We start from the raw sequence: 15,584 nt of genomic DNA on the forward strand, positions 1-15,584 counted from the left end.
CAGTACGGGATCTTCTTCTCAGTACAGAACCTTGTCCGGTTCAATCTCCCGCACCCATGCCAGGATGCCGCCCTGCACGTTGAACACCCGGTCATAGCCCTGCGTCCTGAGGAACGCGGCCACCTCCGCTGACCGCCCTCCGGATTTGCAGTGCACGTACAGCTCCCTGCCGCGGGCCGGCAGCGTCTCCCCGGACAAAATTCCGGCACGGGGCATCAGCTCCGCGCCGCCAATGCTGACAATGGCATGCTCGCCGGGCTCCCGGACATCGATCAGGTCAAAGGCGCTCTCCCCCGCCGCCCGGGAGACAAGCAGCCGCTGCAGTTCCCGGACGTCAACGGCAGGTTCCGCCGCGCTTTCGCCTGCGCCGGGGGCCGGCACTCCGCAGAACGCCTCATAGTCTTCCTCCAGCTCGGTAACCTGCCCGGCAGCCGGATCCCTGCGCACCCGGATCTCCCGCCAGGCCATGTCCAGGGCATTGAGCACCAGCACCCGGCCCAGAAGCGTTACTCCGGTACCGGTAATCAGTTTCACGGCCTCGTTGACCATGACGGATCCAATCTGCGCGCACAGCACTCCCAGAACTCCGCCTTCCGCGCAGGAGGGAACCGAGCCGGCCGGGGGTGCCTCCGGGTAAAGATCGCGGTAGGTGGGTCCGTGCCGTCCCCAGAACACGCTGACCTGGCCGTCGAACCTGAGGATTGACCCCCAGACATACGGCTTGCCCAGGATTTCCGCAGCATCATTGACGAGGTAGCGGGTGGCAAAGTTGTCGGTACCGTCCAGGATCAGGTCATAGCCGGCAAAGATCTCCAGCACGTTGGCCGCCGTCAGGCGCACCGGGTGCAGCTGCACCGTCACCAGAGGGTTCAGTTCGTGGATGCTCCGCCGCGCGGATTCGGCTTTGGAGCTGCCGATATCCGATACCCCGTGTATGACCTGGCGCTGCAGGTTGGACTCATCCACAGTGTCGTCGTCAACGATTCCCAGCGTTCCCACGCCGGCGGCCGCGAGATACAGCAGTGCCGGCGAGCCCAGACCGCCTGCCCCGATGACCAGGACACGGGCATTCTTCAGCCGCTGCTGGGCAACCATCCCGAACTCCGGAATGATCAGGTGCCGGGAATAGCGGCGGATTTCCTCAGGGGTCAGCGCTGGCGCAGGTTCCACCAGCGGCGGCAGTACTCCTGTTTGTGGCTCACTCATGAATCCAATCTAGTACCCAAACGTGCTGCGTAGCCTGCCGGACCTGTTACCCGCGGGTAAACTGAAGGCCGTTGACCGGGTACCTTGGCCCGGTGCCGTTGAGAGGTCCATACACGTGAGCAACCAGCAAACCGGCAGGCCAACCCGGCTCCCCCGGGAGGAACGGCGGCGCCAACTGCTGAACGCGGCGCAGGAAGTCTTTGTCGGCAACGGTTTCCACGGAGCGGCCATGGATGACATCGCCGAGGCGGCCAAGGTCAGCAAACCCGTTCTCTATCAGCATTTTCCGGGCAAGCGGGAGTTGTATCTGGCCCTGCTTGAGGACCATTTGGGCACCCTGACAGAGTTCCTCACCGGCGCCCTGAACTCCACCACCGACAATAAGCTGCGCGTCCGGGAAACCATGCGGGCCTACTTCCGCTTCGTGGCTCAGGACAGCCAGGGCCACCGGCTGGTTTTTGAATCCGACATGACCAATGACGCGGAGGTCAGCGCACGGATCGAGGAATTCAATGCCCGGTTCGCGTCCAATATTGCCGGCGTCATCGCCGAAGACACCAAGCTTTCACATGTGGAGGCCACGCTGCTGGGCCGGGCTCTGGCCGGAATGGCCCAGGTAAGTGCCCGCTACTGGCTGGAGACGGATGGAGACTTGGACATCGACGCGGCGTCCGAGCTTGTCTACCGTTTAGCTTGGCGCGGAATCAGCCGGTTCCCCAAGGAGATTTAGAGTAGATTTCGAAGCGGATATGTTCCATTAATACAGGAGGCACCACGGTGGAAGTAAAAATCGGCATTCAGAATGTTGGCCGCGAAATCGTCTTTGAATCGAGCCAAAGCGCCGATGCCGTTGCTGACGTCGTGGCGGAGGCACTGAACGGCCAGAAGGAACTGCGCCTCAAGGATGACAAGGGCAGGCTCATCATGGTTCCAGCCGGCGTTATCGGCTACGTGGAAATCGGCGCCGAAGAGGTTCGCCGCGTCGGCTTCGGCGCCCTCTAGGTTCCGGCGGCCGGACGGTGATTAGCCTGATTATTGCCGCTTTGGCCGCACTGGCGGCCGGCTTCGTCGTCCGTGCCGCGGACCGGCGCCGGACCGCCTACGGTATTTTCCTGCTGCCCGGCTTGTCGCTGGCTGCAGCCATGGTTGCATGGGTGGTTCTCCAGCTCGGCGGTACCGGGTCTGATCCGGACCTTTATTGGCTCGCCCGGGTTCTGCCGCCGGTTGCCGGCACGGCCGCTGCTGTCATTGCCGCCGTGGTTACCGGCCCCCGCCGTGATGCCCGGGATGCGGCCGAATTGGATAAGGTGCTGCGGTTCTGAGGTCCGGGCGCTAACCGGAGGACAGGAGTGCGCCCAGCTCGCGGGACAAGACCTGTCCTGCTTCCTGGTGTCCCGTCTCGGTGAAGTGGCGCCCGTCAGGCTCCCGGTATTCTCCCAGTGAGAACCGCGTCCACCAGTCCCCCACGCTAAGGAACGCCACCCCCTCGTTCCGGGCCACCCCGGCCAGCAGTGTGTCTACCGCGGTGCGCCTGCTTTCCGCCGTGCCGGGGCCGGACGAAATGACGCCCACCATCACCAGCCTGGAGGCCGGGTAAGTGCGCCGGGCCTCCGGGATCATGGTTTGGGCCGCGTCCGCGATTTCCGTGTCCGAGGCATTTGAGGCGTCGTTGCCTCCGCCCTGCAGCACTACGAGCTTCGGGGTCCCCCAGGGCAGCACCCACTGCTGCTGCGTCAGCGCCGTGTAGTAATTACCCACCGTGCCGTTGTCCTGGACATAGCCCGTCCCTCCGGCACCCCGGAGCACCGTCCGGTAGCCCAGCCCGGCCAGCCCCTGATCCACCCAGGAGCCCGGCTCGGCCTGTGAGTCTCCGATAACGACTGCCGAACCTGCTATCTCAGGATCCCAGGTCATGACCCGCCCCAGCTCCGGGACACGGATCAGCGAACCGTGCTCAAAATCCGTGCGGAAGACACCGCCCTGGGCGTATTCCGAGGCCAGCGGTCTTCCCAGCGGGGAAAAGTCGCCCCGCCGGCTGAGGACATCTACTGATTCATGAAGTGCCAGCGCTCCACCGGCGGCCGTCCAATAGACCACTTCATCGCCAAACTCCCGGCGGCAGACTGCGGGATCCGGGCAGGACAAACCGGAAACGGACGGCTCAAGCGGACGCCCTTCAGCTGTCCGCAGCAGCTGGAACGCCCTGATGTTCTTCCATGCTGTCTGCGGGAGTCCGCCGGCAGGTTCGGCACTGTTCGCCTGCTGCAGATAACCCGCCAGTGCTGAGATGCGCGGCGGCTCCGAATCCTGCACTCCGGTGGCGTCCGCTGCCCCGGACGAGAGAGCGAGCACGGCGGCACAGCCCAGCACCAGGCCGCGTTTAGCTACAGATCTGCCCATGATTCCGTCCCCCGTACGTATCTGCCCTGCCGTTTGCCCGCGGGCGCCGGTTGCCTGCGGCAGCGGCCGCGGAAATCCCCGTCAGGCAGTAAGACCCAGCCGGCTCATGCGCCGGGAGTGATTGCGGGTCAGTTCAGCGGACAGCGTCTTGAGTTCAGCCTCATACATTCCCTGCACCGTTCCCGGCAGCAGTCCGCCTCCGATGAAACGTTCCAGGACCACGCGATGTGCCTGGGTCAGCGCCTCGCCCACCAGCCGCCTCCCCCACAGGGCCAGCCGGGACGCGAGGCGGGGGTCGTCCGCGAGTGCCTGCTGCAGCCTTGCCTCAAGGACCTCTCCCGCAGGCTCTGTCTCTTCTTTCAATCCAAGGACCAGTTCCGCGGTGGCGGGATCCAGCCGGGCGGCAACAGACTGATAGAAGTCATCGGAAATGGCATCGGTGACATAGAACTTCATCAGGGACTCGAACCAGTCTGCGGGCCGGGTCCGGTCGTGGAAGGCATCCACTGACGGCTGGAAGGGGCGCATTGCAGTCTCGGGATCAAGGCCCAGCTTCACCAGGTGCTCCGTGACACGCTCAAAATGTGCGTATTCGCGTACCGCCAGCCGGCCCAGGACCGTGCGGTCATGCAGCGTGGGTGAAAAACGCGCGTCGGAGGACATGCGTTCAAACGCGGAGAGCTCTCCGTACGCCATGACACCAAAGAGGTCCGCAAGGAAGCGGCGGTAAATCTCTGCGTCGCCCAAGGATCCCGCCGGGGCGTAGGCGGAGTCCGGTTCAGTGCGCGTCCCGTTTGTCATGGACCCCAGCGTACCGCCGGCCCGGGCAGTAGTCCGCGCGCCGCGCCTCCGCCAATGCATGGCCGCAGGCACCCACCGGGTAGACTTGTGGTAGTAAAAGGATGCCCGGTCGTCTGATAGACCTTAGCCAGACCCGCAATACCTACGCGATCTTGAAATTTTTGGCCGCCGCCCGTGCCCGATGCACCGCGGCGGACCTGCAGTTGTTAGCCCGCGATCGGCTTCCGCTGGACGCATCATGCGCCCGCCATCCGCTCCGGTGTGGACTCTTTCAGCCACTCGTCGAGCCTGGCGCCGCGATGCCTAACTGAACGGTACGTAATTGAACACTGAACTTTCCCAGGTGGACGACACCCGTCACCTCACCGCCGATGACAGCAACGAAGCTTTGAACGTGGCTGAAACGCTGGCCACCACCCAGGCAGCGGCCGCAATCAAGGAACTGACCTTCGCCGACTTCGGTGTCCGCTCCGACATTGTGGAATCGCTGTCCGAAGCGGGAATCACCCATCCCTTCCCGATCCAGTCGATGACCCTTCCCGTGGCGCTGGACGGGCACGACATCATCGGCCAGGCCAAGACCGGCACGGGTAAGACGCTCGGTTTCGGCATTCCCGCCATCCAGCGGGTGATAGCACCCGATGACGAGGCCTACGCTTCCCTCGCCGTCCCCGGCGCCCCGCAGGCCCTCATTGTGGTTCCCACCCGTGAACTTGCCGTCCAGGTTGCCGGCGATCTGTCCACCGCCGCCAAGCGCCGCGGTGCCCGGATTGTCACCATCTACGGCGGCCGCGCCTACGAGCCGCAGATCGAGTCGCTGACAGCCGGCGTCGAAATTGTCGTAGGTACTCCCGGACGCCTCATCGATCTGTACAACAAGAAGCACCTTTCCCTGAAGAACGTCCGGATTGTGGTCCTGGACGAAGCCGACGAGATGCTGGACCTCGGCTTCCTGCCGGATGTGGAAACCCTGATGGCCGCCACCCCCGCGGTACGCCAGACGCTGCTGTTCTCGGCCACCATGCCCGGCGCCGTCGTCGCCATGGCCCGCCGCTACATGACCAAGCCCACCCACATCCGGGCAGCGGATCCCGATGATGAAGGCATGACCAAAAAAGACATCCGCCAGGTTGTCTACCGTGCCCACAACCTCGACAAGAGCGAAGTGGTTTCCCGCATCCTGCAGGCTGAGGGCCGCGGACGCACCATCATTTTCACCAAGACCAAGCGCACCGCAGCGAAGCTGACCGAAGAGCTGACGGACCGCGGCTTCGCCGTTGCCGCCATGCACGGCGATCTGGGCCAGGGCGCCCGTGAACAGGCCATGCGCGCCTTCCGCAACGAAAAGGTTGACGTACTGGTGGCCACCGATGTGGCTGCCCGCGGCATCGACGTCGACGACGTCACCCACGTCATCAACTACCAGTGCCCCGAAGATGAGAAGACCTACCTGCACCGTGTGGGACGCACCGGCCGCGCGGGCAACAAGGGTACTGCCGTGACCTTCGTGGACTGGGATGACGTTCCCCGCTGGGGCCTCATCAACCGGGCCCTGGGCCTGGACCAGGCCGAGCCGGTGGAAACGTATTCCTCATCCCCGCACCTCTACACGGATCTGGACATCCCCGCAGGCACCAAGGGCCGGCTGCCGCGCAACAAGCGCACGCATGCGGGTATTGACGCCGAGAAGATCGAGGACCTGGGCGAGACCGGCAAGAAGAACAGTTCCGCTCCGTCCCGTGACGGTGCCCGCGACGGCTCCCGCGGCCGCGACCGGACCCGTACCGGCGGCACCCGCGGCGACCGGCCCCGCAGCGGCGGCGACCGCGGACGCTCCGACAAGCGCGACGATTCCCGCCGTTCCGGTGACCAGCAGGCTGCCCCGGTGCGCGCCGCCGAAGCGCCGTCGGCATCCGCTGACTCTGCTGCAGAGCGGCCCCGCCGCAGCCGTACCCGCACGCGTCGCCGCAACGGCGAAGTGGTCGGCAACTCCGCACCCGCAGCCGAATAACCGGGCAGCACTCCTTTTGATGAGCACTCCCCTTTGGTCGCCGTCCGGCAGGTCGCTGGTGGTACACGCCGACAACGCCGTGTTCCTGCCAACTCTGCCGGACGGCGCCTTCACGATGATTTACGTGGACCCGCCCTTCAACACCGGCCGCTCCCAGCGGCGGCAGCAGACCACCATGGTCCGCAGCGCGGACGGCAGCGGCGACCGCGTCGGCTTCAAGGGCCGAAGCTACAGCACGGTCAAGGGCCTGCTCTCCAGCTACGACGACGCTTTCGAGGACTATTGGGCCTTCCTGGAGCCCCGTTTGGCCGAAGCCTGGCGCCTCCTGGCCGACGACGGCACTCTGTACGTGCACCTCGATTACCGCGAGGTGCACTACGCCAAGGTCATGCTGGATGCGCTTTTTGGCAGGGACTGCTTCCTCAACGAGATTATTTGGGCCTATGACTACGGCGGACGGGCCAAGAACCGCTGGCCGGCCAAACACGACAATATCCTCGTGTACGTCAAGAATCCCGCCGCGTACCACTTCGACAATGCCGAGGTGGACCGTGAGCCGTACATGGCGCCGGGTTTGGTCACCCCCGAAAAGGTGGCGCTGGGCAAGCTGCCCACCGATGTCTGGTGGCACACCATCGTCTCTCCCACCGGTAAGGAGAAAACCGGCTACCCCACGCAAAAACCGGAGGGTCTGCTGCGGCGTACCGTGGCCGCCAGCAGCCGGGAGGGTGACTGGGTCCTGGACTTCTTTGCCGGGTCAGGCACGCTGGGCGCGGTAGCCGCGAAGCTGAACCGGAAGTTTGTCTGTGTGGATGCAAACCCCCAGGCCATCGACGTGATGGCCAAGCGGCTCGGGCACGCAGCGGATCTGGTTCCGGCCAACGCCGTCGCCGCGGCTCTGACCGCGGCCGGCGCCGCCGGTTAGCGGCACCGGCAGGCTGCGGCCGCCGGTGGACCTGCCGGGCTGTCAGACGTACGCAGTGTCGATCCCCGGCAGATGAAGCACGTGCCTAGATGATGCTTCGGCCTTCCTTCCGTGACTGAAACAAGTCACGGCAAAAAGCTCGGACAATCTGGAGCAGGACGCCGGCCACTATGACGGGCCAGACCAGGACGTAGACAGTGAGCCAGAATGTGGCCATCAGTGTTCTCCTTGAATCGGGTGGAAAGGGGATCAGGACTTCGCGGCGGAGATGGTCTCCGCGGGGGTGCGGGTGTCAAAGTCACCGATGCGCTGCTGGATGGTATCGAAGTCGAAATCGGTGTTGCTGCGGACCGACATCAGGTAGCAGGCAACAGTGCTGACGGCGTAGGCCGCCAGGGAACCGGTGAGCACTTCGTAGTCGTGCAGGAAACCCATCACAAACGGCGCGGCGGCGGCGGCCCCGGCTGCACCGAGGTAAAGCGCCGGTTTGAGTCCGAAGAAGCCGAAGGCCATTAACCCCAGGACAACGCCGATTCCCACCACTGATACTGCGTCGAAGATGTACCCCGTGGCGCCGTCCATGGAGAACCAGTCAAAGCGCACCGGGATAAACACGGCAAGGGCGGCCAGCACCGACACAGTAAAGGCCTTGTTGGTGACTTTGTTCCAGTAGAAGCTGGCCAGTACCGGGAAGACCAGGGCGCCCCACAGCGCGCCGACGAAGACGAGAAGGTCCAGGATATTGAGCTGTCCGCTGGCGAAGTAGAGGCCCGCTCCCGTGGCCGCCACCATGGACACCCGGCCAATCAGGAGCATGGTCCTGGGGTTGGCCTTCCCGCGCTTGGCGATGTTCTGGCCGTAGACGTCGGCCATCATGATGGAGGACAGTGCCGACAGATCGGAGTCTGCGGTGGAGGAAAGCGAGCCGAGGATCATGATGAAGAAGACACCCAGCAGGATCGGGCCGAGGTAGGTGGTGGCCATCTGGGGAATCAGGTTGTTGACGTCGTTATCGACCGGGTTGACTCCCAGGTACAGCGCCATGACGCCGAGCATTCCGACGCCGATTACGGTCGCTCCGTAACCCACCGTGGCGGTGACGAATGTTTTCTTGATCAGGTCCTCACGCACGGCAAACAGGCGCTGGGCGATGGTCTGGTTGCCGATGGCGTAGGCAAGGACCGCGGCAATGTACGGTGCGCCCTGGTTGAGGAAGGCTTCGGAGGAGAAGAAGTTCGACTGCTGGGGCGTGAGGTTGGCGGCTCCGGTTTCGAAGATGGCAGGTCCGCCGGCGGCAAAGAACACCACGGGGATAATGACGACGACGGCACCGAGCATGGCGACAACCTGGGCGAAGTCGGTCAGGACCGATGCGCGGAACCCGGACCACAGGGTGTACAGCAGGACTCCCGCGGCGACAGCGATAATGCCCTGCTGGAAGCTGAACGGAGAAAGAAGCGCCACCAGTGCGCCGCCGGCAATAAAGTTTGAGGTCAGCGAGATGACGCTGCCCACCACGTTTGAGCCGGCGAGCATCAGCTGGCTGGATTTTCCATGCCGGGCACGCATGACTTCGGCCAGTGTGTGCGCCTTGGGGGCAACCTTCCGGATCCGCTTGCCAAAGGGGTAGATAAACAGGATCATGAGGGCGCCCCAGAGCCCGTAGTGGATCGGACCGGAAACGCCGTAGGTGTAACCCGATGTTGCCGATGCGTACATGGAAGATGCCCAGATCCAGGTGGCCGTCATGCTGGCGGCCGAGACACCGAAACCGACCTTATTGCCGGCAGTCATATACCCGTCGGCATTCTCATTCTTTTTTCCAATGAGTGTGGACATGAGGAATGTTCCACCGTAAAAAAGAACAAACAGCGCTATTACTGTCCATCCCCCCAGTTGATAAAAATCCACTCCGTTGTTCGGCACAGTTCCCTCTCCCCCGCGCGAAAAAACGGCGCGGGCAATTGATGCACTAAGGCCGTCAACCGCATTCCGGCGGGCCCGGACGGCACGTGCGCTCGACCAGTTTCCGGAATCGAAAACTGCTGAAGGGCAGCCTGTCCATCGGGGCAGCAGCGCATACAGCTTCGCAAACTAAGCGGTGAGCGTCGGCTCAAACCGCAGCAGGCAGCTGCTTAGCTGCCCGAAGAATGCGCGGGGCATCCCCATCCGACGGCATCCCCCAAGACGTCATCGGACTTTTCAAAGCTAGCAGAGTTATTGCGGCAATTAGAATTACTAAGGAGTTTCCGGATTTATTTCCGGGAATTTCTTTCCTAGGGACGAACGGCGGCGGAGCCGGTGCCCAGCGCCGTAATTTGTTCCAGGACTTCCGGCGCCGTCGTGAATTCGCCGAGCAGATTTGGCTTGCCGGTCCCGTGGTAATCGCTGGATCCGGTGACCAGCAGGGAGTTCTCCTGCGCCAGCTTCCGCAGCCAGGCACGTCCTTCCGGCGGGTTGTCCCGGTGGTCGATCTCCACGCCGAGCAGCCCGGCGTCGATCATTTCGCGGAAAGTGTCCTCGCCCGCCACCCGTCCGCGGGATGATGCCACCGGGTGGGCAAACACCGGCACACCCCCGGCCGCACGGATCAGCTCAACGGCGCGGGCCGGGTCCGGGGCGTAGTGGGCCACAAAGTAGCGTGAACGCGCCGTCAGAATGCCGGAAAATGCAGCTGAACGGTTGGGCACCACCCCGGCGGCCACCAGTGCATCGGCGATGTGCGGGCGCCCGATGGTCGCCCCCGGAGCCACATGCTCCTGCACCAGATCCCAGTCAATGGGAAAGTCTTCCGCCAGCCGCTGGACCATCAGCTCTGCCCGCGACACCCGTGCCGTCCTTGACCGGGCGATTTCCGCCAGCAGTTCCGGGTCCGACGGATCATGCAGGTAGGACAGCACATGAACGCTGATGCCCTCGCTGCTCCGGCAGGAGACTTCCATCCCGGGCACCAGGACCAGGCCCTCCCGCCGGGCAGCCTGCGCTGCCTCGGACCAGCCGGCCGTGGAGTCATGGTCGGTCAGGGCCACCGCATCCAGCCCTGCTTCTTTCGCCGAACGCATCACCTCCGCCGGCGGCTGCGTTCCGTCGGAGACTGTGGAGTGCGTGTGCAGGTCGATTCTCACCTCCTCAATGTACTTGCTTCGGGCCGTTCCGGACTGCCGGCTGCCGGCGCGGAGGCTTCCGCGCATGATTGGCCGCCCCGTCCGCACAGTGAGACCATGGAGGGGTGACTACTGATGCGAATCCAATGACCACCGCCGACACGTCGGGTCTCGGGGAGTTGTCCGAAGGACAGCCCTTGGATGACCGCGTGAACAACCGCTCCCAGAAACCGTCCAACGAGGCTTACAAGGCTTTCATGGCGACAGGATGGGCCGGGGACGACGCCGAGCTTCCCGCCCGCGCAGAAGTTGCCCCCTACGCCGCCAAGCGCCGTCGTGCCCTGTCCGAGCGGTTCCCGGGCGAGCGTCTCGTCATCCCTGCCGGCCCGCTCAAGGTCCGGTCCAATGACACTGACTACCGGTTCCGCCCGCACTCCGGTTTTGCGCACCTGACCGGCCTTGGCCTGGACCGGGAACCGGATGCCGTGCTCGTCATGGAGCCGGTTGAGCCGGGAACCGGCGACGACGGCGGCAACCACAACGCCGTCCTCTATTTCCGTCCGCTGGCCGGCACCGACAGCGAAGAGTTCTACTCCAACGCCCGCTACGGCTCGTTCTGGATCGGCTCACGCCTGGGCCTGGAACAGGTCAGCGCCCTGCTGGACCTGCCCACCCGCCACCTGGACGAGGCCGAAACGGCCATTACCTCCAACGTGGGCGATCCGCAGTTCGGCGGAATCTCCGTCCGGCTGCTGCGCAAGGTCGATGAGATGGTGGATGCACTGGTGGACACCGTCCGCTACAACACCGCCATGGACCCGGAGAACGTTGACCTCAGCGCCCTTGACGCCCTGGACGGCGAGCTCACCGAAGCCCTGTCCGAACTGCGCCTCATCAAGGACGCATGGGAAGTGAAGCAGATGGAAGCCGCCGTTGCAGCGACCGTCAACGGCTTCACCGAGGTCATCAAGGCACTCCCCCGCGCCATTTCCCACCCCCGCGGCGAACGGGTGGTGGAGGGTGCATTCTTCGCCCGTGCCCGTGAAGAGGGCAACGACCTCGGTTATGACACCATTGCCGCGGCCGGCAACAACGCCACCGTCCTGCACTGGATCCGCAACAACGGCACCGTCAATGCCGGTGAGCTTTTGCTTCTCGACGCCGGAGTGGAAGCTGACAGCCTCTACACCGCCGACATCACGCGTACCGTTCCGGTCAACGGCACCTACTCCGAGGTGCAGCGCAAGATCTACCAGGCCGTTCTCGATGCCGCTGACGCCGGCTTTGCCGCCGCCAAGCCCGGAGCCAGGTTCCGCGACGTCCATGAGGCCGCCGTGAAGGTTCTGGCCGAACGGCTCTCCGACTGGGGCCTGCTGCCGGTATCCCTGGAGGAAGCCCTCTCGGACAACGGCCAGCAGCACCGCCGGTGGATGCCGCACGGCACCAGCCACCACCTTGGTCTCGATGTCCATGACTGCGCCCAGGCCCGCAAGGAGCTGTACCTGGACGGCATTATCACCGAGGGCATGGTGTTCACCATCGAACCGGGCCTGTACTTCAAGAACGAGGACCTTTCCGTTCCCGAGGAATACCGGGGCATCGGCGTGCGTATTGAGGATGACATCCTCATCACCGCCGACGGTCCGGTGAACCTCAGCGCCGCACTGCCGCGCAATCCGGAAGATGTTGAAGACTGGATGGCCGGACTCGCCGAGTAACTGACGCTTTCCCGACGGGAGGCCGAACAGCAGAGGCTCCGCACCGTGGGTGCGGAGCCTCTGCTGTTAAGTCTTGTTCCGGCTGGCTTGGCCTTTAGTCCTGCTGGCGGGGGGCCCCGCCTTCACCGTCGCCGTGATCCTTTGCATCACCGCCGGGAGCCGCGGCCGGCGGGGCCGGAGCCGGGGCGGCGGGAAGCCGGACGCCGTACTTCGGCCGGCCGTCCGGAAGATCCGGGAACTGTCCCCGGGGGACGGTTCCCGCGGGGGCCTGCTCCCTGGCCGGCGCCTGGCCGTCCTGCCCGGCGTGCGCAGGCTGGCCTGGCTGGTTCGGCTGGCCGCCCGTTGCCGCCCCGTACGGGTTGGCCCATCCGGCCGGCCGCTCCGGAGCCGTTCCCGGCCCGGCCTGCGGCGGCCCCTGCTGCCCATGGGGATACTGCTGTCCCTGGGGGCCCTGGGGACCGGTGTACGGCGGACGGTACTGAGGGGGCTGCGGGTGACCGTGCTGGCCGAGCATCGGCAGCTGCTGCAGCAGGCGGCGGGCGTCATTGGCTGCCTGCGGCGCCACAATCACGTCATAGCTGGTGGCGATGACCTGGCTCGTGGAGGTGAAGTCCCGCCGGCCCCGCTGGAGAGCGTAGGCGAGCACACCGAACAACAGCCAGAACACTGCGCCAAGAGCCATGGACGGAATCAGGGAAACGTAGCTCTCGCCCCCGGCAAAAAGCATCAGCGCCAGTCCAACAAACAAGCCGAACCAGGCACCGGTGGCCATCGAAGACAGTGCGACCCTGGGGTAGGACAGCCTTCCGGTCACGCGTTCCACCGACTTCAGTTCGCTGCCGATAATGGAGACCATCTGCACCGGAAACTTGCTGTCTGCCAGATAATCCACCGCCTTTTGCGCGTCCAGGTAGGCGGTGTAGCGGCCCACCGTTTCACCCTGGGGCAGGGCACGGCCTTCATCACGTGGCGGCTTTGAACCGAAAAGGTTAGACATCCCTCCATTCTGTCCCACTTACCGCTCCTATGGTGGCTGTATCGCTCGAAGTGAACTTCCAAGCGGCGGCAGCTCGGCCGGGTGCGGGTTCCTCCGCCTCCGGCGCTGCGCCGGAGCCGCCGATACGGCGGAAGCGCCGGGCACCCCGTAGCCTAAGAATGTGAGCAAAAATCCTACCCGCGTCTTCATCGCACGACTGCTCGGCCTCGACGTGTTTGATCCCCTGGGTGACCGTCTGGGCCGCCTTCGTGACGCCGTGGTACTGGACCGGGGACCGGGACGTCCCCCGCAGGCCGTAGGCATTGTGGTGGAGGTGCCGGGTAAGAAGCGCGTCTTCGTTCCGCTGACCCGCATCACCTCCATGGATCCAAGCCAGATCATCTGCACCGGCCTGGTCAACCTGCGCCGTTTCGAGCAGCGCGGTGCGGAGATGCTGGTGGTGGGGGAACTTTTCGACCGCAAGGTCACGCTGCGTGACGGAAGCGGCGACGCCACCATCGAGGACATTGCCATTGAACAGAACCGTGCCGGTGACTGGCACGTGTCCAATCTCTTTGTCCGGCGCACCGGATCCGAATCACGGCTGCGCCCCCTGCGCCGGCGCGGTGAGCAGATGATCGTGGATTGGAAGGACATCATCCACTGGGATACCTCGGGGCCGCAGGCCGCAACGTCCTTTGTGGCCCAGAACGATGACCTCAAAGCTGCTGACTTCGCCGACGCGCTGCATGAGATGAGCGGCAAGCGGCGCATCGAGGTGGCCAGCGAGCTGCAGGACGAACGCCTCGCCGACGTGCTGCAGGAGCTGCCCGACGATGACCAGGTCCAGATCCTGCAGTCCCTGGATGTGGAACGCGCCGCGGACGTCCTGGAAGAGATGGACCCCGACGACGCCGCTGACCTGCTCAACGAGCTCCCCGAAGATCAGAAGGAAGAACTCCTGCAGCTGATGGAGCCCGAGGACGCCCGCGACGTCCGGCGCCTGCTGACCTATGAGGAGGACACCGCCGGGTCGCTGATGACGCCGGTTCCGGTCATCCTCCCGCCCGAGGCCACGGTGGCCGAGGCCCTGGCCCATGTCCGCCGGGAAGAGCTCACCCCTGCCTTGGCGTCCTCGATCTATGTCTGCCGTCCGCCGCTGGAGACGCCCACCGGCCGGTACCTCGGCGTGGTGCACATCCAGGCGCTGCTGCGCTCGGCGCCCCCGGAGGCACTGGGCAATATCCTTGATACAGATTTGGAACCCGTCCGGGACTACGCGAGCATCAGCGAAGTCTCCCGGATGCTGGCCAGCTACAACTTGAACTCGCTGCCGGTCATCAACGACACCGGACGCCTTGTGGGCGCGGTGACGGTGGACGACGTACTCGACCACCTGCTGCCCGATGACTGGCGCATTTCCGATGAAACCGGCCCCATAACGCAGCAGGGAAGGACAAATGGCTGAAAAGGTCAAGTCAACAACTACCGGTCTCGACACTCCCCGCACTGCGCGAACCCGGTGGCTGCCGCGGCTCGCCCCCAACCCGGACGCTTTCGGGCATGCCACGGAGAATTTTGCCCGCTTTATGGGCACCCCGCAGTTCCTCGTCTATATGACGGTGTTCTGCGCCGTGTGGCTCATTTGGAATACCTGGGGTCCCGAGTCCGCCAGGTTCGACAGCGCTGCGCTGGGCTTCACCGTCCTGACCCTGATGCTCTCGCTGCAGGCTTCCTACGCCGCTCCGCTGCTGCTGCTGGCCCAGAACCGGCAGGATGACCGGGACCGTGTCTCGGTCCGGCAGGACCGTGAACGGGCCGAACGCAACCTGATGGACACGGAATACCTGACCCGGGAAATTGCCGAGCTGCGGATTGCCCTGCGGGAAGTCGCCACCCGCGACTATGTTCGGTCCGAGCTCCGCAGCCTGCTCGAGGAACTGCTCGAAGCCAACGGCGGCGAATCAGCCGAGGACGCTCCAGCGAAGCGCAGCCAGCGCCGTCGGCCCGATTCCTCAGGGTCCTCTGCGGCCACCGAAAGCATGCCCAAGCTTAATCCCGGCGGGAGGGAAATCTAACCAGTGGAACCCCTGCAACACCCGGCCGAGCGTGCCCTCGCCGCGCTTGACGCTGTCCAGGACCCGGAGCTCCGGCGCCCCATCACTGAGCTCGGCATGGTCAGCGGCGTTTCCGTTGACGACGACGGCGTCGCCTCCGTGGGCGTGCTGCTCACCATCTCCGGATGCCCCCTGCACGAAACCATTACCGCGGATGTTGAACGCGTCGTCGGCAGCATTGACGGCATCACGGGAGTCCGCGTGGACCTGGGCGTCATGACCGCGGAACAGCGCACGGCACTCAAGGAAAAACTGCGCGGTCCCGGCGGAGCCAAGGACATTCCCTTCAACCGGCCCGGTTCCCTGACCCGCGTGTACGCGGTCGC

General features: G+C 64.7%; 16 protein-coding genes. 9 read left to right on the forward strand and 7 right to left on the reverse strand.

Going from position 1 to position 15,584, the window contains the following annotated elements; genetic code table 11:
* Positions 1 to 18: 18 nt before the first annotated feature.
* Positions 19 to 1,206, reverse strand: coding sequence for a molybdopterin-synthase adenylyltransferase MoeB (gene moeB, locus QMA10_RS15145; RefSeq protein WP_290169648.1), 1,188 nt, complete (start codon positions 1,204 to 1,206; stop codon positions 19 to 21).
* Between the two features lie 115 nt (positions 1,207 to 1,321).
* Here moeB and QMA10_RS15150 point away from each other — a divergent pair, with 115 nt between their 5' ends.
* From QMA10_RS15150 to QMA10_RS15160, 3 genes are read left to right on the forward strand one after another with little or no spacing between them, the layout of a single operon-like run.
* Positions 1,322 to 1,936: a TetR/AcrR family transcriptional regulator gene (locus tag QMA10_RS15150; RefSeq protein WP_290169649.1), complete on the forward strand. Its 615-nt coding sequence runs from the start codon at positions 1,322 to 1,324 to the stop codon at positions 1,934 to 1,936.
* Between the two features lie 47 nt (positions 1,937 to 1,983).
* A complete protein-coding gene (locus QMA10_RS15155) occupies positions 1,984 to 2,208 on the forward strand; it encodes a DUF3107 domain-containing protein (RefSeq protein ID WP_290169651.1) in 225 nt (74 codons plus the stop codon).
* Between the two features lie 17 nt (positions 2,209 to 2,225).
* Positions 2,226 to 2,528, forward strand: a complete 303-nt coding sequence (locus tag QMA10_RS15160; protein ID WP_290169652.1) for a hypothetical protein — start codon at positions 2,226 to 2,228, stop codon at positions 2,526 to 2,528.
* A 10-nt stretch (positions 2,529 to 2,538) separates the two neighbouring features.
* Here the strand turns inward: QMA10_RS15160 and QMA10_RS15165 are convergent, their stop codons facing one another.
* Positions 2,539 to 3,606: an SGNH/GDSL hydrolase family protein gene (locus tag QMA10_RS15165; RefSeq protein ID WP_290169653.1), complete on the reverse strand. Its 1,068-nt coding sequence runs from the start codon at positions 3,604 to 3,606 to the stop codon at positions 2,539 to 2,541.
* An 81-nt stretch (positions 3,607 to 3,687) separates the two neighbouring features.
* Complete coding sequence (locus tag QMA10_RS15170; RefSeq protein ID WP_290169655.1) at positions 3,688 to 4,407, reverse strand: ferritin-like fold-containing protein; 720 nt, start codon at positions 4,405 to 4,407, stop codon at positions 3,688 to 3,690.
* Positions 4,408 to 4,801: 394 nt separating this feature from the next.
* On the opposite strand from QMA10_RS15170, the gene QMA10_RS15175 reads away from it, so the two are divergent.
* Entirely contained in the window at positions 4,802 to 6,418 is a 1,617-nt protein-coding gene (locus QMA10_RS15175) for a DEAD/DEAH box helicase (protein WP_290169674.1), read from the forward strand.
* A gap of 19 nt (positions 6,419 to 6,437) precedes the next feature.
* Positions 6,438 to 7,343 carry a site-specific DNA-methyltransferase gene (locus QMA10_RS15180; protein WP_290169656.1) on the forward strand — a complete coding sequence of 302 codons (906 nt, stop codon included), beginning with the start codon at positions 6,438 to 6,440 and terminating at the stop codon, positions 7,341 to 7,343.
* A gap of 85 nt (positions 7,344 to 7,428) precedes the next feature.
* On the opposite strand, the gene QMA10_RS15185 is transcribed toward QMA10_RS15180, so the two are convergent.
* From QMA10_RS15185 to QMA10_RS15195, 3 genes are all read right to left on the reverse strand, one after another.
* A complete protein-coding gene (locus QMA10_RS15185) occupies positions 7,429 to 7,560 on the reverse strand; it encodes a putative transporter small subunit (RefSeq protein ID WP_290169657.1) in 132 nt (43 codons plus the stop codon).
* A gap of 32 nt (positions 7,561 to 7,592) precedes the next feature.
* Positions 7,593 to 9,182, reverse strand: a complete 1,590-nt coding sequence (locus tag QMA10_RS15190; RefSeq protein WP_290169658.1) for a sodium:solute symporter family protein — start codon at positions 9,180 to 9,182, stop codon at positions 7,593 to 7,595.
* A 437-nt stretch (positions 9,183 to 9,619) separates the two neighbouring features.
* Positions 9,620 to 10,468 (reverse strand): PHP domain-containing protein, encoded by an 849-nt coding sequence (locus QMA10_RS15195; RefSeq protein ID WP_290169660.1) that lies wholly within the window; start codon positions 10,466 to 10,468, stop codon positions 9,620 to 9,622.
* Between the two features lie 125 nt (positions 10,469 to 10,593).
* Between QMA10_RS15195 and QMA10_RS15200 the strand changes: the two genes are divergently transcribed.
* The gene (locus QMA10_RS15200) at positions 10,594 to 12,165 is read left to right on the forward strand and encodes an aminopeptidase P family protein (protein ID WP_290169675.1); all 1,572 of its coding nucleotides are present in this window, start codon (positions 10,594 to 10,596) and stop codon (positions 12,163 to 12,165) included.
* 94 nt (positions 12,166 to 12,259) lie between these two features.
* On the opposite strand, the gene QMA10_RS15205 is transcribed toward QMA10_RS15200, so the two are convergent.
* A complete protein-coding gene (locus tag QMA10_RS15205; RefSeq protein ID WP_290169661.1) occupies positions 12,260 to 13,162 on the reverse strand; it encodes a general stress protein in 903 nt (300 codons plus the stop codon).
* 160 nt (positions 13,163 to 13,322) lie between these two features.
* Between QMA10_RS15205 and QMA10_RS15210 the strand changes: the two genes are divergently transcribed.
* The 3 genes from QMA10_RS15210 to QMA10_RS15220 form a co-directional block, all read left to right on the forward strand.
* Positions 13,323 to 14,609, forward strand: a complete 1,287-nt coding sequence (locus tag QMA10_RS15210; RefSeq protein WP_290169663.1) for a CBS domain-containing protein — start codon at positions 13,323 to 13,325, stop codon at positions 14,607 to 14,609.
* On the forward strand, positions 14,602 to 15,219 hold the full coding sequence (locus QMA10_RS15215; protein ID WP_290169666.1) for a DUF1003 domain-containing protein: 618 nt from the start codon (positions 14,602 to 14,604) through the stop codon (positions 15,217 to 15,219). The genes QMA10_RS15210 and QMA10_RS15215 overlap by 8 nt, the downstream gene beginning before the upstream one ends.
* 12 nt (positions 15,220 to 15,231) lie before the next feature.
* The coding region (locus QMA10_RS15220) for an iron-sulfur cluster assembly protein (RefSeq protein ID WP_290169677.1) at positions 15,232 to 15,584 on the forward strand (353 nt) is incomplete at its 3' end.

The sequence above is a fragment of the Arthrobacter sp. APC 3897 genome (genome assembly GCF_030407495.1).
Classification (GTDB): Bacteria; Actinomycetota; Actinomycetes; order Actinomycetales; family Micrococcaceae; genus Arthrobacter_B.